The 22984-nt window shown below is 59.2% G+C and carries 22 protein-coding genes; 12 read left to right on the top strand and 10 right to left on the bottom strand.

The annotated features are described in order from the left end of the window. Positions 1 to 128 precede the first annotated feature (128 nt). Genes CLH62_RS09025 through CLH62_RS09015 form a run of 3 tightly spaced genes read right to left on the bottom strand, consistent with a single transcriptional unit; the run spans position 129 to position 2406 of the window. Positions 129 to 935 (bottom strand): ABC transporter substrate-binding protein, encoded by an 807-nt coding sequence (locus CLH62_RS09025; RefSeq protein WP_099617837.1) that lies wholly within the window; start codon positions 933 to 935, stop codon positions 129 to 131. A 32-nt stretch (positions 936 to 967) separates the two neighbouring features. Then, positions 968 to 1711, bottom strand: coding sequence for an ATP-binding cassette domain-containing protein (locus CLH62_RS09020; RefSeq protein ID WP_099617836.1), 744 nt, complete (start codon positions 1709 to 1711; stop codon positions 968 to 970). Further along, on the bottom strand, positions 1708 to 2406 hold the full coding sequence (locus CLH62_RS09015) for an ABC transporter permease (protein WP_099617835.1): 699 nt from the start codon (positions 2404 to 2406) through the stop codon (positions 1708 to 1710). Before CLH62_RS09015 ends, CLH62_RS09020 begins: the two co-directional genes overlap by 4 nt. Before the next feature lie 115 nt (positions 2407 to 2521). On the opposite strand from CLH62_RS09015, the gene CLH62_RS09010 reads away from it, so the two are divergent. The 3 genes from CLH62_RS09010 (at position 2522) to hppD (ending at position 6000) form a co-directional block, all read left to right on the top strand. Beyond that, entirely contained in the window at positions 2522 to 3406 is an 885-nt protein-coding gene (locus tag CLH62_RS09010) for a helix-turn-helix transcriptional regulator (RefSeq protein ID WP_099617834.1), read from the top strand. 38 nt (positions 3407 to 3444) lie between these two features. Beyond that, positions 3445 to 4569, top strand: a complete 1125-nt coding sequence (locus CLH62_RS09005; RefSeq protein ID WP_099617833.1) for a molybdate transporter family protein — start codon at positions 3445 to 3447, stop codon at positions 4567 to 4569. Between the two features lie 357 nt (positions 4570 to 4926). After that, entirely contained in the window at positions 4927 to 6000 is a 1074-nt protein-coding gene (gene hppD / locus CLH62_RS09000; RefSeq protein ID WP_099617832.1) for a 4-hydroxyphenylpyruvate dioxygenase, read from the top strand. An 82-nt stretch (positions 6001 to 6082) separates the two neighbouring features. On the opposite strand, the gene maiA is transcribed toward hppD, so the two are convergent. The 4 genes from maiA to CLH62_RS08980 all read right to left on the bottom strand — a co-directional run bounded on the left by maiA (position 6083) and on the right by CLH62_RS08980 (position 9912). Further along, a complete protein-coding gene (gene maiA / locus CLH62_RS08995; protein WP_099617831.1) occupies positions 6083 to 6724 on the bottom strand; it encodes a maleylacetoacetate isomerase in 642 nt (213 codons plus the stop codon). Next, positions 6721 to 7746 (bottom strand): fumarylacetoacetate hydrolase family protein, encoded by a 1026-nt coding sequence (locus tag CLH62_RS08990; protein ID WP_099617830.1) that lies wholly within the window; start codon positions 7744 to 7746, stop codon positions 6721 to 6723. Before CLH62_RS08990 ends, maiA begins: the two co-directional genes overlap by 4 nt. Before the next feature lie 21 nt (positions 7747 to 7767). Then, positions 7768 to 9072, bottom strand: a complete 1305-nt coding sequence (hmgA, locus tag CLH62_RS08985) for a homogentisate 1,2-dioxygenase (protein ID WP_099617829.1) — start codon at positions 9070 to 9072, stop codon at positions 7768 to 7770. Between the two features lie 165 nt (positions 9073 to 9237). Then, positions 9238 to 9912, bottom strand: a complete 675-nt coding sequence (locus CLH62_RS08980; protein WP_099617828.1) for an IclR family transcriptional regulator — start codon at positions 9910 to 9912, stop codon at positions 9238 to 9240. A 100-nt stretch (positions 9913 to 10012) separates the two neighbouring features. On the opposite strand from CLH62_RS08980, the gene CLH62_RS08975 reads away from it, so the two are divergent. The 4 genes from CLH62_RS08975 to CLH62_RS08960 are packed head-to-tail and all read left to right on the top strand — an operon-like array spanning position 10013 to position 15255. Then, positions 10013 to 12352 carry a cytochrome P450/oxidoreductase gene (locus tag CLH62_RS08975; RefSeq protein WP_211285717.1) on the top strand — a complete coding sequence of 780 codons (2340 nt, stop codon included), beginning with the start codon at positions 10013 to 10015 and terminating at the stop codon, positions 12350 to 12352. A gap of 42 nt (positions 12353 to 12394) precedes the next feature. Further along, complete coding sequence (locus CLH62_RS08970) at positions 12395 to 13414, top strand: TRAP transporter substrate-binding protein (RefSeq protein ID WP_099617826.1); 1020 nt, start codon at positions 12395 to 12397, stop codon at positions 13412 to 13414. 58 nt (positions 13415 to 13472) lie between these two features. Further along, positions 13473 to 13940 carry a TRAP transporter small permease gene (locus CLH62_RS08965; protein WP_170005780.1) on the top strand — a complete coding sequence of 156 codons (468 nt, stop codon included), beginning with the start codon at positions 13473 to 13475 and terminating at the stop codon, positions 13938 to 13940. A gap of 13 nt (positions 13941 to 13953) precedes the next feature. After that, entirely contained in the window at positions 13954 to 15255 is a 1302-nt protein-coding gene (locus CLH62_RS08960; protein ID WP_099617824.1) for a TRAP transporter large permease, read from the top strand. A gap of 75 nt (positions 15256 to 15330) precedes the next feature. On the opposite strand, the gene CLH62_RS08955 is transcribed toward CLH62_RS08960, so the two are convergent. From CLH62_RS08955 to CLH62_RS08945, 3 genes are all read right to left on the bottom strand, one after another. Next, positions 15331 to 16080, bottom strand: a complete 750-nt coding sequence (locus tag CLH62_RS08955) for an SDR family NAD(P)-dependent oxidoreductase (RefSeq protein ID WP_228152851.1) — start codon at positions 16078 to 16080, stop codon at positions 15331 to 15333. A gap of 304 nt (positions 16081 to 16384) precedes the next feature. Beyond that, entirely contained in the window at positions 16385 to 16528 is a 144-nt protein-coding gene (locus CLH62_RS21370) for a LysR substrate-binding domain-containing protein (RefSeq protein WP_228152850.1), read from the bottom strand. 525 nt (positions 16529 to 17053) lie between these two features. Next, positions 17054 to 17965, bottom strand: a complete 912-nt coding sequence (locus CLH62_RS08945) for a LysR family transcriptional regulator (protein WP_099617822.1) — start codon at positions 17963 to 17965, stop codon at positions 17054 to 17056. 329 nt (positions 17966 to 18294) lie between these two features. Here CLH62_RS08945 and torT point away from each other — a divergent pair, with 329 nt between their 5' ends. The 5 genes from torT to CLH62_RS08920 are packed head-to-tail and all read left to right on the top strand — an operon-like array spanning position 18295 to position 22978. After that, on the top strand, positions 18295 to 19368 hold the full coding sequence (torT, locus tag CLH62_RS08940; RefSeq protein ID WP_099617821.1) for a TMAO reductase system periplasmic protein TorT: 1074 nt from the start codon (positions 18295 to 18297) through the stop codon (positions 19366 to 19368). Positions 19369 to 19371: 3 nt separating this feature from the next. Next, positions 19372 to 20925, top strand: coding sequence for a sugar ABC transporter ATP-binding protein (locus CLH62_RS08935; protein WP_099617820.1), 1554 nt, complete (start codon positions 19372 to 19374; stop codon positions 20923 to 20925). Next, positions 20925 to 21959 carry an ABC transporter permease gene (locus CLH62_RS08930; protein ID WP_099617819.1) on the top strand — a complete coding sequence of 345 codons (1035 nt, stop codon included), beginning with the start codon at positions 20925 to 20927 and terminating at the stop codon, positions 21957 to 21959. Before CLH62_RS08935 ends, CLH62_RS08930 begins: the two co-directional genes overlap by 1 nt. A 12-nt stretch (positions 21960 to 21971) precedes the next feature. Then, on the top strand, positions 21972 to 22691 hold the full coding sequence (locus CLH62_RS08925; protein WP_099617818.1) for a LamB/YcsF family protein: 720 nt from the start codon (positions 21972 to 21974) through the stop codon (positions 22689 to 22691). Between the two features lie 47 nt (positions 22692 to 22738). Continuing rightward, the gene (locus tag CLH62_RS08920; protein ID WP_099617817.1) at positions 22739 to 22978 is read left to right on the top strand and encodes an acetyl-CoA carboxylase; all 240 of its coding nucleotides are present in this window, start codon (positions 22739 to 22741) and stop codon (positions 22976 to 22978) included. Positions 22979 to 22984 lie beyond the last annotated feature (6 nt).

Here is a 22984-nt window from a genome sequence, read left to right as displayed (position 1 = left end):
AGATTAGCCTATTTACCATTCGGGAAAAACAGCTGCTTGCCGCCAATAAAAAAACCTCAGCATCGCTGAGGTCTTTTAATTTGCCAGGGGTAGGCAGGGCGGGGTCAGTGATCACTCACCCGGGCGGCCTACTTCGCGTTAGGGAAAAACAGCTGTTGTCCATCAACCTTGAAGTCGGCAATGGCCTGTTGACCATCCTTTGAAATCAGCCAGTTGTGCCATTGCCTGGCCAGATCATGCTTGAGGTCGGGGTGTTTCTCTTCAGAGAGCAACAGGCTGCCGTACTGGTTGAACATGGCCTTGTCGCCGGAATAGAGCAGTTCCAGGTTCTGAGGATTTTTAAAGGCCACCCAGGTGGCGCGATCCGACATTACGTAGGCATCCATGGCCGCCGCGGTGTTGAGCGTAGCGCCCATGCCGCTGCCCAGTTCCCGGTACCAGTCGCCGCTGGGTTCAATGCCGGCGCTTTTCCAGAGGCGCAGTTCGGCGCGATTGGTGCCGCTATCATCGCCCCGCGAGGCGAATGGCGCTTCTGCCTTGGCAATCGCCGCGAAAGCTTCTGCGGCGCTGTCTGCCTCACTGATATTGGCGGGGTCATCGGCAGGGCCAATCAGTACGAAGTCGTTGTACATCACACCGGCCCGCTCGCTGGCGTAGCCGTTTTCGACAAAGCGCTTTTCGCCGGCGGTGTCGTGCACCAGCAGGCTGTCGGCATCGCCGCGGCGGGCGATTTCAAAAGCCTGGCCGGTGCCCACGGCCACTACCCGAACGTCAATGCCGGTGTCTGCTTTGAACTTGGGCAGGATAGAATCGAACAGTCCCGAGTTTTCCGTGGAGGTTGTCGAAGCCAGGGTTATGTAGTCCTCAGCGTGAGCGCTGAAGGCCAGGCCGAGGCTGGTTACGCCCGCAAGTACCAGGTTGAGCGTCTTATTCATATTGTTTTCTCCTGTTGCAGATGAGAGTCGGACTATTCGACCAGTTCTCCAGCAATAAACGCCTGCGCCTCTGGCGAGACGGGCGCGTCAAAAAACACGTCAGCAGGGGTATGTTCGCGGACCTTTCCCCCGGATAAAAAAAGCACATCGCCGGCAAGACGCCTGGCCTGATGGATATCGTGGGTGGTCATTACGATGCGCGTTCCGCGCTGATGAAACTCCCGCACCGCAGCCTCCACGGCTTTAATGGCCGCCGGGTCGAGCGCGGATGTGGGTTCATCCAGAAACAGCACCTGGGGAGACAGCACCCAGGCGCGCGCCAGGGCCAGGCGCTGTTGCTGGCCACCGGAGAGTACGCGAGCAGGCGTTTTGGCGCAGGCGGTCAGGCCAAAACGCTCGAGCGCGTCATACGCGAGCTTCGCACGTTCCCGGCGCGGGACGTTATTCACCGCCAGTGCGTGGATGAGATTGGCCACGGCCGAGCGGCGCAAAAGCACCGGCTGCTGGAATACCATCGCCTGGCGGGGTTTCCGGTCGCTTGACCAGGTTACCCGTCCCTCCGTAGGGAAGAGCAAACCATGGGCCAGTCGGAGCAGCAGGCTTTTGCCTGCCCCGTTAGGCCCCATCACCAGCGTGGGGCCGATACCATCCAGAGTGAATGAGCAAGGTCCCAGCAGTAACCTCTCCTCGTGGCTGTAGGCGACGCCATCAAAACCCAGCGCCGGTGGCGAAAGAAGGGCGGACGAGGCGAGTAGCGGCGCATTCATCGAAGTCATCCTGTTCGCCTCCTGCTAAATTCGCCCACCAGGTACGCGCCGGCGTTAATCAGCATGACCAGCGTCAGCAGCACAATGCCAAGCCCCAGAGCCAGGGGCAGGTTGCCCTTGCCGGTTTCCAGTACGATGGAGGTTGTCATTACCCGTGTGACACCCGCAATATTGCCGCCCACCATCATCACCGCACCCACTTCGGCACTGGCACGGCCAAAGCCGGCAAGCAGAACGGTTAACAGGGCAAATCGCGCGTCCCACAACAGGGTGGGCATCATGCGTGCCCGTGACATGCCCAGTGAGACGAACTGATCCCGGTACTCATCCAGCATTTCTTCGACTTTCTGACGCGAGAGTGCAGCCAGAATTGGAAGCACCAGTACCACCTGCGCGATGACCATGGCACCCGGCGTGAACAGCAGGCCCCATTCACCCAGTGGACCGGCACGAGAGAGCAGTAAATACACCACGAGCCCGGCCACCACCGGAGGCAGACCCATCAGCGCATTAAGTACGACAATCACTCCGCCGCGTCCGCGAAAGCGCCAGAGCGCTACGGCAGCGCCAAGTGGAAACCCCAGCACCGCTGCGATCAGTACCGCGAAAAGCGAAACCTGAAGCGAAAGCGCCACGATCTGATAGAGCGGGGCGTCGAAATTCAAAAGTAGCGACAGCGCTACATAAAACGCATTATTTTCCACGGCTGCGTCTCCTTGATATTGAGCATCGTGGCGTTTATGGCTACGCTTTGCACAGCATGCTGAAAAATATGCAGCTTTAAACAGTCTTTTGCTTTACGGATAGCAGGATAGACCGATGCCCCTTCCTACTTACCTCACCACGGCCGAAGTCGCCGAGTATCTGCGCCTGAAAGAGCGCAAAGTCTACGATCTGGTCAGCCAGGGTGTTATTCCCTGTGTGCGGGTGACAGGAAAGCTTTTGTTTCCGCGTCAGCGTATAGATCTGTGGTTGATGAACCACCTGGAGGGTGACGACGCCGTCGGCTCGCCGATTCCACCGGTCCTGGCGGGTAGTCAGGATCCGCTGTTGGAGTGGGCGGTTAAGGAGAGCAGCGCGGAGCTGGCGTTACTGTGTCAGGGAAGCGGTGATGGCGTACAAAGATTAATCGATGGGCGCGCGATGCTCGCCGGGATGCATATCTGGCACGCTGAAAGCCAGCGTTACAATGACCCTGCCACGTTAGGGCTGAGCGGGATGCGCGACCTGGTGCTGATTCGGTGGGCAAAGCGCCAGCAGGGGCTTCTTCTGGCCTCAGATAACCCTCATCGACTCGCGCGACTTGAGGATATTGCCCGCCCTGGTATTCGGGTTGCGCATCGCCAGCCCGATGCCGGTGTCAGCCATTTGCTGCAGAGTTTGCTGGCTCGCTACCGCATCGATACCAGTCACCTCACGTGGGCCCCTCATCCGTCACTCAGCGAGGACGATCTCGCTTTGGCCATTCGCCAGGGCGAAGCAGATATAGGCGTGGGAATCGAAGCTGCGGCGCGGCGTCAGGGGCTGGCTTTTATTCCTCTGCAACAGGAACATTTTGACCTGGCCATGCGCCGGCGTCACTACTTTGAGCCGGCACTGCAACGTTTGCTGGCGTTTGCCGGTAGCGAGCGCTTCGTACAGCGCGCCGAGGCACTGGGTGGTTACGATATCAGTGAACTGGGACAAGTCGTGTATAACGCTTGAGAGACAATAATAAAGCGGCGAATCAATCAGGAGCCTGCATGCCTTCAGTCCAAAAAGAATTGATGAAGGATGCCAGCGGGGCGCTGGGTGACATTGGTACCCTGATTCCACTGGGTCTGGGGGCTATCGGGGTGGCAGGATTGGCTCCGATACCCGTACTGCTGGGGTTTGCCACGTTCTATATCGCGACGGGGCTGTATTATCGTCTGCCGATACCAGTGCAGCCTATGAAGGCTGTTACTGCGTTGTTGCTTACTACCCAGGTGAGTTCCCAGAGCCTGGTCGCCACTGGCGTGCTGATAGGGGCGATATTGTTGTTGCTTGGCTCAACCGGCTTGGTTAACTGGGCGGCCCGTCTTATACCAAGATCAGTGTTAAGCGGCCTTCAATTGGGACTGGGGTTGATGCTGGCCAGCATGAGTATGGGGTTGATGGCCACTTCCTTGCCGTTGGGCGTGTTCACGTTGGCGATACTGGTCCTTACCCTGAAGATGTTGCCGAACTGGCCGGCAGCGCTGATAGGACTTTTTGGCTCTATAGCAATCGGTACGGTGCTGGGGGCACCGGGACTCACACTTCCTGTGGTGGATTCGGTTGCACTCTCATTGCCTGAGTTACCGAGCATTGACGATTGGCAGAAAGCGATTTCCATGCTGGTGTTACCCCAATTGGCCCTTACGTTCACCAATGCCATCGTACTTACTGCTCTAGTGGTTGAGGATTACTTCGGCGAGCAATCGCATCGCGTTTCGCCAGCCCGGCTGTCGGTGACTACCGGTCTGGCCAATCTATTCATGGTGCCGTTCGGTGCATTACCTATGTGTCATGGTGCGGGTGGCGTGGCGGCGCACTATCGCTTCGGCGCCCGGACCGGTATGGCTCCCATACTGCTGGGAATAAGTTTGCTCATGGTCGCGTTCATACCGGGCGGACTTTCAGTTATTGCGACAATTCCAACGGCTGGCCTTGGGGCCTTATTGTTGTTGGCTGCATTTGAGCTTGCCTTGTCCAAGCGTCTCTGGACAGCCAAACCGTCCTGCTGGCCTGTCATCGCAATAACAGCACTGGTTACCGTCTGGGCCGACCCATTTTTCGGGCTTCTGGCCGGGTTGGCTTCGGAAACTGTCCGGGCTGCCTGGGTGCGTGGACAAGAGGTTGCCTAGCGCCGATCGTCAAGATCCTGAAAGAGGTTGAAGGTAGTCGGCTGGTCAAGGAGGTGTTTCGGGAGTTCATTGAATTCCAGGTTGGAAATGCCTGGATGAAGAAATTGAACTGTTACTTTGCCCGCATATCCACTAACTTGGAGATTACTTAATTCAGACAAGATTTTTGCAATTTATGGAATATCTCCATCGGCAGGATAAACGCTGGAAGGGAAACGCTACGGCTACAGTAGCTCCTGCGATCCCCAAGCTAATCATGGGTAGTCACTTGGCCCGCAGTATACGAGGAGTATCCTGCGCGCCGCCTCCTAACGATTAAGGCATAGCAAAAATATCTAATATTTTGGAGGTATCACAGTGACTGATCTTTTAAAAAATCCGATGGGCCTAGATGGCTTCGAGTTCGTTGAGTTTGCCTCACCAATCCCGGGTGTGCTCGAGCCTATTTTTGAGTCAATGGGCTTCGTTAAAGTCGCCCGGCACCGTTCTAAAGATGTGCTTCTCTATCGCCAGAACGGCATCAACATTATTATCAATCGAGAGACTACTGGGCCGGTGCCCTATTTTGCCAAGGAACATGGCCCTTGCGCATGTGGCATGGCGTTTCGTGTCCGGGATGCTCACCAAGCCTATGACCGGGCCCTTGAACTCGGAGCCGAGCCTATTGAAATTCCAACTGGCCCGATGGAATTGCGTTTACCCGCAATTAAAGGAATTGGCGGAGCGCCGCTTTATCTGATCGATCGTTACGGTGACAAGGGGTCAATTTACGATATCGACTTCGAATATCTGGTCGAGGATCGATACCCTGAAGGTGCCGGGCTGAAGCTTATCGATCACCTCACGCATAATGTGTATCGCGGACGAATGAATCACTGGGCCGAGTTCTACGAACGCCTCTTCAACTTCCGGGAGATGCGGTTTTTCGACATCAAGGGCGAGTATACAGGGCTTACCTCGAAGGCAATGACAGCCCCCGACGGTATGATTCGTATTCCGTTGAATGAGGAGTCATCCAGGGGGGCGGGACAGATCGAAGAGTTCCTGTTGGAATTCAAGGGTGAAGGAATACAGCATGTGGCATTCCTCAGCGACGACCTGATTGCCACCTGGGATAAGTTGAAGTCCCTGGGGGTGCCGTTCATGGATCCGCCGCCGGATACCTATTACGAGATGCTTGATGAGCGTCTGCCGAATCATGGCGAGCCGGTCGAAGAGCTTAAGACCCGGGGCCTGTTGTTGGACGGTACAACTGATGGCAACAAACGATTATTGGTACAAATTTTCTCTAAAGCACAGTTAGGCCCGGTGTTTTTTGAGTTTATCCAGCGCAAAGGGGATGACGGTTTCGGCGAAGGGAATTTCAAAGCGCTCTTTGAGTCGATCGAGAAAGACCAGATCCGTCGCGGAGTGCTTGAAACAGGCGGGTAATCTCTAGTCAAACTCCGCCTCTGCAAGGTAGAGGCGGGTCGAAAATCCGGCGCGCGGCAGGGTCGCCGTGATCCCGCGCGCCTTAGCCGGCATCCGGTTGTGCGTCCGGATGGGCACGAGCGAAGGCTGGCAGTTCGTTACAGGCGGCGTGGATGCGCCGGATGGTGGGATACGACTCAAGATCGCAGCCGAAGCGCTCGGCGTTGTAGACCTGGGGCACCAGGCAAGCGTCCGCCAGCCCCGGCTGGTCGCCGTGACAATAGCGGCCGGTGCGTGGGTCACCGGCGAGCATTGCCTCCAGCGCATCGAAGCCCTCGGCGATCCAGTGGCGATACCAGCCGAGCTTGGTTTCCTCGTTGATACCCAGTTCTCCGGTAAGATACTTGAGCACCCGCAGGTTGTTGAGCGGATGAATCTCGATCGCCAGCAGGCCTACAATGGCCCGGACACGCGCGCGGTCGACGGCGTTCGCTGGCAGCAGCGACGGCTCGGGGTAACGTTCCTCCAGGTATTCGCAGATCGCCAGCGACTGGGTTAGCTGTTCGCCCTCGTCAGTCTCCAGGGCAGGCACCAGGCCCTGTGGGTTCAGTTGCCGGTAGGGTCCTTCCCGGTGCTCGCCCTGGAGCAGGTTCACCGGCTGCTGCCGGTAGTCCAGCTCCTTGAGATTGAGCGCGATCCGCACCCGGTAGGAGGTCGACGAGCGGTAGTAGCCGTACAGCTTCATGACGCCCCCTCGTAGCGCACCACCTCCTGGTCGATGGCGCCGAAGATGCTCTTGCCCTCGCCATCGAACATCTCGATGCGCACCCGATCGCCAAAACGCATGAACGGGCTCTTGATCTCGCCGTGGAGGATCTTTTCCACCATGCGTATCTCCGCCAGGCAGCTGTAGCCGACTCCGCCGTCGGCCACCGGTCTGCCCGGGCCGCCCTCGGTGTCCGGGTTAGACACCGTGCCAGAGCCTACGATGGCCCCGGCCCCGAGGTAGCGGGTCTTGGCAGCATGGGCGACCAACTCCGGGAAGCTGAAGATCATGTCCGGTCCGGCCTGGGGCTCACCGAACTTCTCACCGTTCAGATGTACCGTCAGCGGCAGATGCACGCGCCCTTCCTGCCAGGCGTCGCCCAGCTCGTCCGGGGTAACGGCAATCGGCGAGAAGCTGGAGGCCGGCTTGGACTGGAAGAAGCCGAAGCCCTTGGCCAGCTCGCCTGGGATCAGGCCACGCAGGCTGACGTCGTTGACCAGCATCAGCAGTTTGATGTGCCCGGCGGCCTGCTCGGGGCTCACCCCCATGGGCACGTCATCGGTGACTACAGCGATCTCGCCTTCGAAATCGATGCCCCAGTCCTCACTGCCGGCTTCCACCGGGTCGTAGGGCCCGATGAAACGATCGGAGGCGCCCTGGTACATGAGTGGGTCGGTCCAGAAGGTTTCTGGCATCTCCGCACCGCGGGCCTGGCGCACCAGCTGCACGTGATTGAGATAGGCTGAGCCGTCGGCCCACTGGTAGGCCCGTGGCAGCGGCGAGTGCAGGGCTTTGAGGTCCAGTTCGAAGGCTCCCTCCACTTTGCCCTCACTGAGAGCGTGGTAGACCTCCTCCAGGCGCGGCGCGAGGGTGTCCCAATCTTCGATGGCAGCCTGCAAGGTCGGGGCGATCTGCGGCACCCTGGCGGCACGGGCATGGTCCCGGGAGACCACGATCAACTGCCCGTCGCGGGTATCGGTCTTGAGTGTTGCAAGTTTCATAGCCGGAATCCTTTGAGTCGTTTAGTGCGCGTCTGGCTTGAAGTGCGAGTGTAGCCCATGCCACACATCCACGTAGTCGTGCTGGCGGAAACCGGCGGACAGCGCCGACGGGGTGGGGTTGAAAACGTAGCGGCTCTCGAACATGAAGGCTAGCGTATTCCCCTGATATTGCGGCATGAGCTCCTCGGAGGAAGCCTTGTCGAAGGTATTTGCGTCGGGCCCGTGGGGCGACATGCAATTGTGCAGGCTGGAGCCCCCGGGCACGAAGCCTTCGGCCTTGGCATCGTAGGTCCCGTGGATCAGGCCCATATACTCGCTCATGATGTTGCGGTGGAAGTAGGGCGGTCGGAAGGTGTGCTCGGCCACCATCCAGCGCGGAGGAAAAATAACGAAGTCGATATTGGCCATGCCTGCGGTGTCCGAGGGCGAGGTCAGGACGGTGAAGATCGACGGGTCCGGGTGGTCGAAGCTCACCGTGTTGATGGTGTTGAAGCGCGCCAGATCGTATTTGTAGGGCGCGTAGTTGCCGTGCCACGCAACCACGTCCAGCGGCGAGTGATCAAGCTCGGCCGCCCAGAGCTTGCCGCCAAACTTGGCGATGAGTTCGAACTCGCCCTGTGTATCTTCGTAGTAGGCCGTGGGAGTGAGAAAGTCGCGAGGGTTGGCCAAGCCATTGGCGCCGATTGGGCCCAGCCCGGGCAGTTCGAAGGGGCTGGCGTAGTTCTCGCAGATGTAGCCGCGGGCGGCGTCGGTGCCGGCGGCGCGGCGGACCTGGAACTTGAGGCCGCGCGGCAGCACGGCGATCTCGCCTGGGGCGACCTCGAGCAGGCCCTGTTCGGTGCGCAGCACCAGTGTGCCCAGTTGGGGCACCACCAGCAGTTCGCCGTCGGCATCGTAGAAGAAACTCTCGGTCATGTCGGCGTTGAGCGTGTAGAGGTGAATCCCGCAGCCGATCTGAGTGCCGGCGTCACCGTTGGTGGCCATGGTGAACAGGCCGTCGATGAAGTTGGTGGCCGCCTGCGGCATCGGCAGCGGATCCCAGCGCATCTGGTTCGGGTCTGCCGCTACCTCCGAGTCCGGCGCCGTGGATAACTGCCCGACCTCAAACGGACGGTAGGCCGACTGCGCGGCTGAGGGGCGGATGCGGTATAGCCAGCTGCGCAGGTTATGGCTACGCGGCGCGGTGAAGGCGCTGCCACTGAACTGCTCGGCATAGAGGCCATAGGGGCAGCGCTGCGGCGCGTTCTGCCCCTCGGGTAGCGCCCCGGGCAGGGCCTCGGTGGCGAATTGATTGCGAAAACCGCTTTGGTACTCAAAATCGCTCATGACTCTTCCCCAGGGTACGCACCGAGCGCCTGCCAGGCTCGGATTTTGGTTGTCAGTAACAACTTGATTTCTCAGATAAGCACAGCCTTACCGGGATTTCAACAACCCAAACCTCCCGGCACCGGATCTGGATCGCAAGCGCCATGGCGCCACACCGCATCCGCTTTACTCCATTCGTCTTACCAGTCGCCCCGCGCAGTCGACGGTCGCCGCAGTGGCGGCCTCCACATCCAGATCCTGCAGCGCCACCACACCGACGCAGCCTTCGAAGCGGAAGTGGCTGTCAACGGGATACACCAGCGGCGCGGCCACGCCGACGGCCCCGGCCTGAAGCTGCCCCCGGGTGACGCTATAGCCATCGCGCCGGGCCTGGCGCAACGCTTCGGAATCCTCGGAACGCTCCGGTCGCAGGGCGGCTACGGCGATGCCCGCTGCGCCCCGCTCGAGCGGATGGCGGCTGCCCACACGGTAGGAGACCCGCAGCAACAGCGTCTCCGGTTCCGCTACCTCGATGGCGACGCACTCCTCCCCGTGACCGACGCACAAAAACGCCGTCGCCTGGGTGCGTTCGGCCAGCTCCTGCAGCAAGGGGCGGGCCATGGCCCGCAGCTGCGGTTCGACCCGTGATGCCAGCGCCACTACCCCGCCCCCGAGGCAGATCCGGCCATCGCGGCTCCGGGTCACCAGACCATGGCCCTCCAGAGTCGAGACCAACCGATAGACGATCGCCCGGTGCACGCCCATGGCCTCCGCCAGCTCGGCTATCGCCAGGCCGTTTTCCTTTTGGGCCACCAGTTCCAGGGCGGTCAGCCCCCGGGACAAGGTCTGCAAGGAACTCATGCGATGTATCTCCCTCCAGTGTTTGACGAACCGCTAAACCGGTTCTATTCTCAAATAATGCACGATGTGTGCGTTATTTGTAAATGATATGGAGGAGGCCGTGACAAGCCAGAGCGCGGACAAGCAGCAGAACCATCCCGCCATGGGGTGCCCCGTCACTGGAACCGCCGCTGATGGCTGCCCGGTCTCGCACCAGGCGGCGGAGTTCGACCCCTTTGGCAGCGACTATCAGCTGGATCCGGCGGAGGCGTTGCGCTGGTCACGGGATCAGGCGCCGGTATTTTATAGCCCCAAGCTCGACTACTGGGTGATTAGCCGCTACGACGACATCAAGGCGGCGTTCCGCGATAACATCACCTTCTCCCCCGCGATAGCCCTGGAGAAAATCACACCGGTGTCCCAGGAGGCGCAGGACGTGCTGCGCGGCTACGACTACGCCATGAACCGCACCCTGGTGAACGAGGATGAACCTCAGCACACCGAGCGGCGCCGGGTCCTGATGGAGCACTTCACGCCGGAGAACCTGGAAGGGCACAAGCCGATGGTGCGGCGTCTTACCCGGGAGGCTCTGGACCGAATCATCGACCAGGGTGAAGCGGACCTGGTCGATGAAATGCTCTGGGAGATCCCCCTGACGGTGGCCCTGCACTTCCTGGGTGTGCCGGAGGAGGACATGGACAAGCTGCGCGAATACTCCATCGCGCACACCGTGAATACCTGGGGCCGGCCCTCCAAAGACGAACAGATCAAGGTGGCCCATGCCGTGGGCAACTTCTGGCAGTACGCCGGCAAGGTGCTGGAGAAGATGCGGGCCACCCCGGACGGCCCGGGCTGGATGCGCTACGCCATTCGCCAGCAGGCGAGCTACCCGGAGGTCGTCACCGACAGCTATCTGCACTCGATGATGATGGCCATCATCGTCGCTGCCCACGAGACCACCGCACACGCCTCGGCCAATATGTTCCGTCGGTTGCTGGAGCAGCGTGAGTTGTGGGAGGAGGTCTGCCGTAAGCCGCGGCTGATACCCAATGCCGTCGAGGAATGCCTGCGCCATACCGGATCCGTTGTCGCCTGGCGGCGCATCACCACCCGCCCGGTGACCGTTGGTGATGTGCAGCTTCCGGAGGGCGCGCGGCTTCTGATGGTCACCGCCTCCGGCAACCACGACGAGCGCCACTTCGAGAACCCCGACGAGCTGGACCTCTACCGCGACAACGCGGTGGAACACCTGACCTTCGGTTATGGCAGTCATCAGTGCATGGGCAAGAACATCGCCCGGATGGAAATGCGGATCTTCCTTGAGGAGTTCACGCGTCGGCTGCCCCACATGGAGCTGGTGCCGGATCAGCAGTTCACCTACCTGCCCAACACTTCTTTCCGCGGCCCGGACCACCTCCGGGTGCGCTGGGATCCGGTAAACAACCCCGAGCGGCGTTCGGACCAGGCCCGCGAGCCGCGCATGGACTTCGATATCGGCGCGCCGTCGGTCAAGGACCTTGCCCGCACTGTGCGTCTGGCGGACAAGCGCGTGCTGGCGAAGGACATTGTCGGCCTGAGCCTGGAAGATCCCCATGGGCGGCCCTTGCCGAACTGGACGCCCGGAGCCCACGTCGAGCTGCTGCTGGATGAGATGGGGCGGCACTATTCCCTGTGCGGCGATCCGGCTCATCCCGAGCGACTGGAGCTCGCGGTATTGCGCGAGCCGGCGAGCCGCGGAGGCTCGATTTACGTCCACGATCGTTTGCAGGTGGGCGACGAGATTGGCATCCGCGGGCCCAAGAACCACTTCCGCCTGGACGAGCGCGCCGAGGAATATGTCCTCATCGCCGGCGGTATCGGCGTCACCCCCATCATTACCATGGCCGATCGGCTCAAGCGCCTGGGCAAGCCGTATACACTGCACTACGCCGGACGCTCGCGTCGGACCATGGCATTCCTGGATCGACTGGCGGCGGAGCACGGGGAGCGGCTGCACCTTTACCCCAGCGACGAAGGTGTGAGGCTGCGGATTGACGCCGCCATTGGCGAGCCGTCCGAGGGACGCCAGATATACGCCTGTGGCCCCGAGCGACTGCTCGAGGCTCTGGAGCTGGCTACTGACGGCTGGCCCGCCGGTATGCTGCACGTAGAACACTTCGGCGCGGCCGGCGCCTTGCTGGATCCAGGCAAGGAAGAGGCCTTCGACGTGGTCCTGGAAGACAGTGGCTTAACCGTGCGGGTGGCACCGGATCAGACCCTGCTGGAGGCCCTGCGCGCGGCCGGTATTGATGTGGCCAGCGACTGCGAGGAAGGTCTGTGCGGCACCTGTGAGGTGACGGTGACCTCGGGTGAGGACATCGACCATCGCGATCGGGTGCTCAGTCGGGAGGAGCGCGGCGAGGGCAACCGCATGATGGCGTGTTGCTCGCGGGCGAGGGGCAAGATTAGCCTCGCTCTATAAAATAAAACCAAAAACCAAGATAGCCAACGAGGAGAGAAGCCAATGTTCCAACGAAGCCTGATTGCCGGGGTTGCCCTGGCTGCGATGACGGCGCTGCCGGCCGCCGCCGAGCAGAAGATCACCCTGAAACTGAGCCACTTCCTGCCGCCGGTGCACGGCATCCACACCGACTTCATCGAGCCCTGGGCCGAGGACCTGAAGCAGTGCACCGACGGTCAGGTGGAGGTGCAGATCTACCCCGGCGGCACGCAGATGGGCGGGGTCGCCAGCCAGCAGGAGCAGGTGATGGCTGGCGTAGTCGATATCGCCCACGGCCTGACCGGTATCCCGCGCGGGCGCTTCCCGCGTACCTCAATCATCGACATCCCATTCCTGGTAGCGGATGCCGGCGTCGCCAGCCGCACCCTCTGGAAGCTTTATCCGGAGTACCTGAAGCCGGAATACCGGGGCCTGAAGGTGCTGGCGCTGCATGCCCACAACGGTGGCGTGATCCATACCCGCGATACCAAGGTCACCTCCATGGAGGATCTGGAAGGCCTGCGTATCCGCACCCCCAGCCCGGCCGTCTCCATGATGCTTGATGAACTTGGTGCCGAGCCGGTGGGCATGCCCCCCGGACAGGTTTACGAAAGCCTGCAGAAGGGCGTGATCGACGGCACCGTGTTCCCCTGGGACCCGGTGAAATCTTTCCGGCTCGACGAAGTGCTGGACTACCATCTGGACGGTGGCGTCTACACGGTCTCCTTCTTCTTCGTGATGAATCAGCGCAAGTATGACTCGCTGCCCAAGGATGTCCGCGGCTGCATCGACAGCCTCTCCGGCGACGCGCTGATGGCCAGGTTCGGCGACTGGTGGGACAAGTGGGACCAGGCCGGCCTGGACGCCGTCAAGGCACAGGGCAACGAGATCACCGAGCTGAGCGACGCGGAGCGTGCTCGCTGGCGCGAGGAACTGCAGCCCATGATCAACCGTTATCTCGAATCGCTTAAGGATCAGGGTGTCGAGAATCCACGGGAGATTTATGAGGCGGCGCAGAAGTATGTCTCTGAGTTTACCAACTAAGCCAGACGGGAAAGGGGCCGGTGACCCCGGCCACCGCCCGGGGCTCTGGTCCCGGGCTGTGGCTCTGGTCTTTCGTGCCACGGCCCTGTTCGGTGTCGCCTGCCTGCTGGGTGCCGCCGTGGTTACGGTGGTGGATATCGGACTGCGCTTCTTCGACACAGCCATTCCCGGCGTGGTGGACATCGTTCAGCTGTTGATCCTGGCCACCGGGTTCGCGGCCATCCCCTTCGCCTTCCACCGCGACGCCCACGTCAGCGTCGACCTGCTCAGCCAGCTTCTCCCCCGACGCATCCAGTCGCTGCTTGCCGCCCTTGCCTCGTTGGGCGGGGTAGTGCTGATGGGGCTGATCCTCTACTACGGCTGGGAGGCGGCGAAGATGCAGATGATGTTTGGTGACGTCTCGCAGAACATTCGCATCCCCATGATCTGGTACTGGGTGCCGCTGCTGGTTGGCTCCGCCTTGTCGGTGCTCGCCGCAGTGCTGGCGACGTTACAAGCCCTCGCCGGTCTGCTCAGATCCTCTTGAAAGAGCGAGCGATATGACGCCCCCCGTGATTGGCCTTCTGGGCTTTGTCGTTACCGTGATCCTGATTTTTTTCCGGGTGCCGGTTGCAGTGGCGATGTCTCTGACCGGCATTGGCGGCTTCACCCTGCTGAACAGTTGGAGCGGCACCGCCTTTGTGCTCGGGGCGGCACCCTTTGGGGCGGTATTCCCCTACAATCTGTCGGTGGTTCCGTTGTTCATCCTGATGGGCATTTTCGCCGCACAGGCGGGGCTGTCCCGCAGTCTTTATGATGCCGTCAACGCCTTTACCGGCCACTTGCGGGGCGGACTGGCCATGGCCACCATCGGTGCCTGCGCCCTGTTCGGCGCCATATGTGGATCATCCCTTGCCACCAGCGCCACCATGTGTGGCGTGGCGCTGCCGGAGATGCGGCGACACGGCTACGACGATCGCCTGGCGACGGCCTCCATCGCTGCCGGCGGGACGCTCGGCGTGCTGATTCCGCCTTCGATCATCCTGGTCATATACGGGCTGCTGACTGGGACCTCCATAGGCCAGTTGTTCATCGGCGCCCTCATCCCCGGGCTGGTCGCTATGCTGCTTTACATGGCCGCCGCCTGGCTCTGGGTACGGCTGAAGCCGGAACTGGGGCCGCCGGCGGAACGTCACAGCTGGCGTGAGCGCCTGAGCGTACTCGGCCGGGTGTGGACCGTGCTGGGTCTTTTCCTGCTGGTGATCGGCGGCATGTATCTGGGCTGGTTCTCACCCACCGAGGCGGCGGCCGTCGGAGCCCTGGGCGCCTTCCTAATCGCTCTGGTTTCGGGTTCCCTGACCCGCTCGGCGTTCCTCGCCAGCGTCTGGCAGGCCGCCGAGGTCACCGGCATGATCTTTTTGATCCTGATCGGTGCCGCCCTGTTCAACTACTTCATTGAGACCTCGAACCTGCCGTTCTACCTGGTGGACCTGATCGAGGGGGCGGGACTGACGCCGGTCATGACACTGCTCCTCATCGTCGCCTTCTATCTGCTGCTGGGCTGCGTCATGGATGCCCTGTCCATGGTCCTGCTGACCATCCCGTTCATCTTTCCCATTGTCGCGAGCCTGGGCTTCGACCCCGTCTGGTTCGGCATCGTGGTGGTCACCGTCGCCGAGATCGGGTTGATCACGCCGCCGGTGGGCATGAACCTGTTCGTGATCCAGGGCGCGGCTGGCGACGTTCGGCAGTCGACCATCTTCCGCGGCATCGTGCCGTTCCTGATGGCGGACCTGGTGCGCATCGCCCTGCTGCTGCTGTTCCCGGCACTGGTGCTTTGGCTTCCGGGCAAGATGTTCTGAGGCGTCATGGCGCGTGGTGCCTGCAGAAATCACCAATCCGGGGGAGGGGGCCATACAGGTCGTCCGTGGCTAACCTTACATATTGGACCGGTGCTGGGCGCCGTCTACAGGAATGCAGGCTCCAGTGACCCAACTGGCGGCGTTGGAGGCCAGGAAGACCGCTACATTAGCCACTTCCTCCGGGCGACCGAAGCGGCCCCAGGGGATTCTTTTCAGGGTATTGTGGTAGCGATCGGAGCCGGCCTTCTCTGCCTTGTCCCAGACGCCGCCGGGGAATTTTATGGAGCCCGGGGCAATGCTGTTGACGCGGATGCCATCGGGGCCATGGTCGACCGCCAGTGATTTGGCATAGCTGATCAGAGCCGCCTTGGTGGCTGCATAGGGTTGGGAGGTTCCCACCTCGATACCGGAGATGGACGACAGGATAATGATGTTGCCGCTGCCGGCTTCCTTCATCCAGGGCAGCACCTTGTCCACCGCCCGGACCGTCGACAGCAGATCCAGGGTGATATTGGCATCCCAGGCCTTCAGATTGTTGCCCGCACCCAGTGCGGAGACGTTGCACACCAGGATATCCACACTGCCAAGGGTGCCTTTCACGTTATCCAGAAAGGCGTCCAGACGGTGCTTGTCGCCAACATCGCAGACCTCCCGGTAGCCCTTTACGCCCAGCGCCTCAATCTCCGTCAGGGTGTCATCCAGTGGCCCCTCACTGCGGGCACAAATTGCCACGTTAACACCCTCGGCCGCCAACGCCAGCGCGATGGAACGGCCAATACCCTTGCTACCGCCGGTGACTACGGCATTCTTGCCTTTCAGGCCCATTTCCACGGAGAGACCCTCCTTATAAAGTGTGTTTGGCCACGGACTCTCACAGACGAGAGATTGTTGAAAGTGGACATACCCCGGCGTACTGCTGACCGACCTCGTCACCAGCATTTCCCGACACGAAGGTGGGTTGCAGGGCAATTCCGGCTCCGGTAACAGCCGCTGCTACAAGTACGTCGCCGTTGTTGCTGATCATCCCTCTGGTGGCTTCGCGACCGTTGCCATGCTGTCATTTCTGTAGCGAATGGCCGGGATCCATGTTCATGTAACTGTAGCGCAGATACTGGTGGCCGCTGAGATCTTACGGGCGCTTCGGTGTGCCGTATTGCTCAAGGTAGTCCGGTGACGCGCACAGAACCAGTCGTACCGTAGCAAGCCGTTTGGCGATCAGGGAGGAACCTTTCAGGTGGCCGATCCGTAGCGCGATGTCGAACCCTTCTTCAATGATGTCTGGATTCAGTGTCGTAGTTTGACCAAGTTGACCGTTGCCCTACCTCCTATTTAAACCAGCTTGGATTCGTAGCAGACCGTTTGCAAAGCCTGAAAATATGTCCGGCTTGAGGTGTCTTTGATCGAACAGAATGCTTGGTTTACAGGCTCATATTTCGTTGGCGCGGTTGGGGCTAAAGCTCAATCTCACGCCCTTGTTTCGTCCTTAAGGAGATCGTTCACCTATCACGGGTATTCATTGGTAGTGGACAATAAGACTGAGTGAACAACCCGAGGTTCAGTTTGGCAAGTCTCTGATATTCATGACACCGATAATGGCATTAGCGACCCTTTGCTCAGTGGGGATGAACCGCCCGCGGAATCAGGTATCCACAGATACAGCGACTGAAGTGACAACGACGTTCAGAACTATTGTTTTTCGATAGGCCGAAATAATGCTTCAGCCGTCATGACGGCGTGCTCGATTTCAGTCGGTGTTTTCGCCCCAAGCCTGAAAAAGTGTAACTAGTTGATGATGTATTCACCGCACGTCAGGCTCTTCGCCAACATGCATAAATTCACGGAAAGCGGAAACGGCCGTGTTTTGCTCGACATTGGTTGCCCAGGCGAGACCGACATCCATTGTCGGTATCCGGTCGGCCAGTGAGATGACCTCGACGCGGCGCCCATCGAGCGACCATGGCCGATAGATCATGTCAGACAGGATCGTGACCCCCATGCCGCTGGCAACCATTGAGCGCACGGCTTCAACTGAACTCGTTCTGAAAATTGTATGTGGTCGATAGTTCGTGCGATTCCAGTAGCGCTGCGCGGTGTTACTGGCTTCGTCGACCGTCAGCATGATGTAGGGCTGGGCAGCAACATCGGCCAGGGTGATCGATGGCAGTTCCAGAAGGGGGTGGTTCGACGACAACCACAGCCTGCGGCGTGATTGCAGCAGTGTTTCGTAGGTTATTCCCTCCTGATCGACGATATTAGAGGTCAACATCACTGCGAGATCAAATATCCCCGACGCAAGCCCGTCTTCGATCGAAGTTCGCGAAGATTCGGTCAACTGCAGGTCCACGCCGGGGAAGACGCGAAGGAACCGCTCGATATAAGTTGGAATATAGTAGCCAGCAACCGTGTAGGTCATTGCCAAACGAAGAGTGCCCTTTACGTCATCGCGCAAGCGGCGCGGCGACCTGACTGCCTCCTCCACCACAGCCATTATTCGTCGGGCGTGATCAAGAAAAATATTGCCCTCGTAGGTCAGTGCCACCCCACCAGCATGCCTTGCGAGCAGCGGGGTTCCGACAATTTCTTCGAGCTGTTTTACAGCCGTTGTCACTGCAGATTGGGAGACATTAAGCTCCAGGGCCGCGCGTGAAATCTGCCCTAAATTCGCTACGGCAATGAAGTAACGGATCTGGCGAATCGTAGGTATATTCATAATTTTTATAATGACTATTGATTAAACAGAGTGAAAAATAATGTCGGATTGCACTGAGGTCACTAGTTACCTCGTCATGCAGTCTCGGTACCTTTTCAATTTTCCTTTTATTTCATAATTATAGAAATATATCAGTGGCATTAAAGTCAGTGTGCCATGTCGGCATTGGCCGTGACAGGACAATAATCAACATATCAGTTTATAAGATATTGGGTCACTGAAAATCGTATTATACAAATTTACTGTCCCATCCTATGATTTTCTTAGCGCCTTTCCAAAGGGACTGGCGCTGGGGCAGAGCAGCTCCTTTCACAACAGGAGAAACAATAATGAAAAAAATTCTCAGCGCGTCCACCGCGACCGTGGCAATGGCATTTGCACTATCCAGCAGCGCAATGGCTGCAGAATGGTACCCCTATCCCGTCGAAGTCTGGACCCAGCCGTTCAACATGGAGAGTCCACGCAGCAAGGTGGATTACGAACCACTCGACGAAGCCTCGAAGAAGTGGAATCTCTGCGTTTCTTTTCCGCACATGAAGGATGCCTACTGGCTTGGCGTCAACTACGGCATCACCGAAGAAGCCAAGCGGCTAGGTGTGGCAGCCACTGTGACTGACGCCGGTGGTTACACCAACCTCAACACTCAGATCTCGCAGATCGAGGATTGCGTTTCCGCAGGTGCTGATGCCGTTATTATCGGCGCCATCGCCTATGACGGGCTTAACAACCTGGTAGCCGAGATCAGTGAGAACGGCATCCCGGTCATCGACGTTATCAACGGTATGTCGTCCGACCAGCTCTCGGCCAAGTCGCTGGTATCCTTTGGCGAAATGGGCGCCAAGGCCGGTGAATTCCTGGCCGACCTGCATCCTGCCGGTGGTGAGTCAGCGAAAGTAGCCTGGTTCCCGGGTCCCGCCGGTGCTGGCTGGGTCGAAGCGGGTAATGCCGGCTTTCTGGGCGCGGTAGAGGGTTCGGCGATCAAGATGGTAGAAACGAAATACGGCGACACCGGTAAGGAAGCCCAGGCAAGGCTCGTCGAGGATACCCTCCAGACCTATCCGGATCTTGACTACATTGTCGGCACTGCGGTCACAGCAGAAGCGGCCATTCCAATCCTGCGTTCACGGGGTCTGACGGACAAAGTAAAGGTAGTTTCATATTATTATGCTCCGGGTGTTGATCGAGGTATCGCGCGTGGCCAGATCCTTGCTGCGCCAACCGATTCCACCGTCATCCAGGGTCGTATCGCTGTCGACCAGGCGGTGCGGATACTGGAAGGCAAGGATTATCTCAAGCACGTCGGCCCTGAGCTCTACGTGGTAACACAGGAAAACTACGACGAGTTCGACCCGGCTTCGACCCTGGCACCAGACGGCTTCCGCCCAGTCTTCTCGGTAAAATAAGTCATGTTGAATTCAATCAACAAACAGCAGGGTCGTGAGGAGGCGGGGGTAACTCCGCTCCCACTCCTCCAGACCCAGGCCATTACCAAGGACTATCCTGGAGTCCGGGCGCTCGATGGCGTGGATTTCGAACTGCTTGCCGGCGAAGTGCATGTTCTGTTCGGTGAGAATGGAGCAGGAAAGTCGACCCTGATTTCCATCCTGGCTGGTGCCAACCAGCCGAGCAGCGGTCAAATCTCCTATAAAGGTATGCCGGTGACACTGGCTTCGGTTCACGACGCTCGCTCCCTGGGAATTTCGGCGGTTTTCCAGGAATTTTCACTGATCTCTCAAATGACTGTGGAGGAGAACCTGTTCCTTGGCGCCGAGCCCAGGCGCGCCGGATTACTCGACCGCGCCCGCATCAGCCGCGAGGCAAAGGAGACGCTTGATGAGCTTGGCTTCGCGTTGAGGCCCGACCAGCGGGTGGATCAACTCACCCGTGCAGAACAGCAGATGGTTGAGATCGCCAAGGCATTTCGTTCTGAACTGCAGGTTTTGATTCTTGATGAACCTACGGCCTCTCTCACCACGCATGAGACTGACCAGTTGTTCGAATTGATCGGCGGTTTGAAGAAACGCGGGGTCGGAGTCATCTACATCACTCACCGAATGGCCGAGATTCGCCGCATCGCTGATCGTATCACTGTTCTTCGCGATGGCCGCTATATCGAAACTGTCGAGGCGGCGGACGCAACGGAAGATGATCTGGTGCAGCTCATGACCGGACGCGTGGTCGGCGCCATCTTTCCGGAGCTGAACCTGAATGCGCCGGGCGACGTAGTGCTCGACGCCAGGAATGTAACAACAAACGACGGCTTGGTGGTTGACGCGTCGCTGACTGTCCGGGCGGGTGAGATTGTCGGCATGGCCGGCCTGGTTGGGTCGGGAAAATCGGAGATGATGCAGGCCTGTTTCGGTGCACTGGCAATCCGCTCCGGGACGGTCACGCTGAATAGCCAAGGCATCACTGGCCACACACCAAAACGCAATATACGCGATGGTTTCCTCTACTTACCCGCCGATAGGCGCCATGAGGGCCTGATGATGATGCGCTCGGTGCGCGAGAATGTTGCACTCGCTTCACTCGACATCGAGCCATTCTCAAAAGGTATATTCATCAATCGTGGTGGCGAAAAAAGGGCAGTCGAAGCACTTACCACACGGCTCAACCTGTCGCCGCCGCTGATTGAACGTACGGTTGAGCACTTTTCCGGTGGCAACCAGCAAAAGGTGATGCTCGCCCGGGCCCTGACCCGCAACTATGACCTGATCGTCTTCGACGAACCAACGGTCGGCGTAGATGTCGGCACACGCGCTTCCATTTACGAGTTTATTGTTGAGCTCGCACGCGGTGGCGTGGCCATCGTCATTATCTCGTCCGACCTGCCTGAAATACTTCATCTTACGACCCGCGCCTACGTTTTTTACCAGGGACGGACTCAGGCCGAACTGCAGGCCGATCAACTCACTGAAGAGAAGGTGCTTGCCCATTTCTTCGAAAAGGAGGCCTGTTAATGGCTGAGCAATCTGTTACTGCGCCGAACGCACCGGCGATCGGCGGCATTGGGAACTTAACCAAGCGCCTGTTCGTGAAGCTCGGCATTCTGCCATTTCTTCTGTTCATCGCCATGGTGGTGTTCTCGCTGTTGTCGGAAAACTTCCTCACGCTGCAAAACCTGATGAACGTGCTTCGCCAATCGGTCTACCTCATGATTGTTGCACTCGGCCAGATGATGGCTCTGCTCACCGGGGGCTTTGACCTGTCAGTTGGCACTGCTCTGGCACTGAGCTCAGTGGTCGGGGCCATGGTTATGGCTGCCATCTTCGCCATTGCCCCCGACATGGTCTGGTTGGCCATCGCGCTCGGCTGTTTGTCCGGCATTCTGGCAGGGGTCACGATCGGTATCGTTAACGGTGCGGGCGTCGCCTTCTTCAACGTGTCGCCTTTCATGGTGTCGCTCGGTATGGCATCGGTCGGTTTCGGTGTCGCACTCTACCTGACCGGTGGCGTACCTGTTTACGGCATGCCTCGGGCCTTCAGTGACACCTTTGGTTATGGTGCCCTGCTCGGTATACCCGCACCGGTCTTCGTCGCTGCATTGCTGGCCATCGCCCTATACGTGTTCCTCTACCGCACGCCTCAGGGCCGGTATTTTTATGCAGTTGGCGGCAACCCGAAGGCTGCATCACTGTCCGGCATCAACACCAAAGCCACGTTGTTCTACACCTATGTGCTGAGCGCTTTTTTTGCCGCCGTCGCGGGTATGCTTTTGACGGCCCGTATTGATACCGGTGAGGCCAACATTGGTGCTTCGATGCCATTGGAGTCAATTGCCGCCTGCGTCATCGCCGGGGTCAGTCTGCGAGGTGGTGTGGGGCGTCTGGAAAGCGTCGTCCTGGGTGCCCTGTTCATCGGCCTGATTCAGAACGGCATGAACCTGGCGCAAATCGAATCCTACTTACAAACCGTCGTGCTCGGCATTCTGCTGATACTGGCGGTCATCGCAGACCAGATCAGGCTTCGGTACGTTGCCTCTCTCAAGAATTAAGGAGCACAAACGATGCATGTAGATGTGAATTGTGACATGGGCGAAAGCTTCGGCCTTTACAAGATGGGTGACGACGAAGGCATGATGCCGTACATCACCCAGGCCAACATAGCCTGCGGTTTTCACGGCTCCGATCCTAACCACATGCGCAGCACCGTAGAACTGGCGCGCAGGAATAACGTCAAAATCGGCGCACATTTCTCGCTTCCCGATCTGGCGGGATTCGGCCGGCGCGAAATGAAGATTGACCGTGAGGAAATGGCCAATATCATCCTCTATCAGATCGGCGCGCTGAAGGGCTTTCTCGACGCCAGCGGTGTCGCCCTGTCCCACCTCAAACCACACGGCGCACTCTATGGCATGGCAGCGCGCATGGAGCACATCGCTCATGCCGTCGCCGATGCCGCCGAAGTCTATGGTGTGCCTGTGCTTGGCCTGGCTGGTACCCAGCACGAAATGGTTTACAAGGAACGCGGCATCCCCTTCCTGGCAGAGTTCTATGCCGATCTGGAATATGATGACAACGGAAGGCTGATCATCACACGGTCGCACGGCGAGGTTGACCCCGGATACGCGGCATCGCGCGTTCTCGACGCCATGCGCAATGGCAAAGTGGACAGCGTCAACGGAAAGTCACTGCCCGTGCGCGCCGAGACCGTTTGTGTCCACTCTGACACACCCAATGCCATTGACATCGCCAAGGCGGTCAATGAAGCAATCAACCAGCTTTAAACGGCCTGAGACAGCGCCAGAACAACAACAATCAGGAGACATTACCGATGGCTAAGCATGACGTGAAATCACCCATCCCAGGAACGTTTTACCGTAAACCGGCGCCGGACCAGGCCAGCTACTTTGAAATTGGCGATACCGTCGCCAAAGGCGACACTCTTGGTCTTGTCGAGGTTATGAAAACCTTCCATGAAGTTAAAGCGGATGCCGATGGAACGATTGCCGACTTTCCGGTCAGTGACGGTGAACCCGTTATGGCAGGGCAGATTATTGCCGAATTGAGCTGAGGTAAT

This window comes from Marinobacter guineae (assembly GCF_002744735.1).
Classification (GTDB): Bacteria; Pseudomonadota; Gammaproteobacteria; order Pseudomonadales; family Oleiphilaceae; genus Marinobacter; species Marinobacter guineae.
This window is presented reverse-complemented; position numbering and strand designations above follow the sequence as displayed.

Bases quoted from the DNA above. Each gene is read 5' to 3' on its own strand.
- CLH62_RS08970 (WP_099617826.1), top strand. From the start codon at position 12,395: ATGTTCCAACGAAGCCTGATTGCCGGGGTTGCCCTGGCTGCGATGACG.
- CLH62_RS09005 (WP_099617833.1), top strand. From the start codon at position 3,445: ATGCCTTCAGTCCAAAAAGAATTGATGAAGGATGCCAGCGGGGCGCTG.
- CLH62_RS08955 (WP_228152851.1), bottom strand. From the start codon at position 16,080: ATGGGCCTGAAAGGCAAGAATGCCGTAGTCACCGGCGGTAGCAAGGGT.
- hmgA (WP_099617829.1), bottom strand. From the start codon at position 9,072: ATGAGCGATTTTGAGTACCAAAGCGGTTTTCGCAATCAATTCGCCACC.
- CLH62_RS08990 (WP_099617830.1), bottom strand. From the start codon at position 7,746: ATGAAACTTGCAACACTCAAGACCGATACCCGCGACGGGCAGTTGATC.
- CLH62_RS09020 (WP_099617836.1), bottom strand. From the start codon at position 1,711: ATGACTTCGATGAATGCGCCGCTACTCGCCTCGTCCGCCCTTCTTTCG.
- CLH62_RS08925 (WP_099617818.1), top strand. From the start codon at position 21,972: ATGCATGTAGATGTGAATTGTGACATGGGCGAAAGCTTCGGCCTTTAC.
- maiA (WP_099617831.1), bottom strand. From the start codon at position 6,724: ATGAAGCTGTACGGCTACTACCGCTCGTCGACCTCCTACCGGGTGCGG.
- torT (WP_099617821.1), top strand. From the start codon at position 18,295: ATGAAAAAAATTCTCAGCGCGTCCACCGCGACCGTGGCAATGGCATTT.
- CLH62_RS08980 (WP_099617828.1), bottom strand. From the start codon at position 9,912: ATGAGTTCCTTGCAGACCTTGTCCCGGGGGCTGACCGCCCTGGAACTG.
- CLH62_RS09025 (WP_099617837.1), bottom strand. From the start codon at position 935: ATGAATAAGACGCTCAACCTGGTACTTGCGGGCGTAACCAGCCTCGGC.
- CLH62_RS08930 (WP_099617819.1), top strand. From the start codon at position 20,925: ATGGCTGAGCAATCTGTTACTGCGCCGAACGCACCGGCGATCGGCGGC.
- CLH62_RS08920 (WP_099617817.1), top strand. From the start codon at position 22,739: ATGGCTAAGCATGACGTGAAATCACCCATCCCAGGAACGTTTTACCGT.
- CLH62_RS09010 (WP_099617834.1), top strand. From the start codon at position 2,522: ATGCCCCTTCCTACTTACCTCACCACGGCCGAAGTCGCCGAGTATCTG.
- CLH62_RS08945 (WP_099617822.1), bottom strand. From the start codon at position 17,965: ATGAATATACCTACGATTCGCCAGATCCGTTACTTCATTGCCGTAGCG.
- CLH62_RS08960 (WP_099617824.1), top strand. From the start codon at position 13,954: ATGACGCCCCCCGTGATTGGCCTTCTGGGCTTTGTCGTTACCGTGATC.
- CLH62_RS08935 (WP_099617820.1), top strand. From the start codon at position 19,372: ATGTTGAATTCAATCAACAAACAGCAGGGTCGTGAGGAGGCGGGGGTA.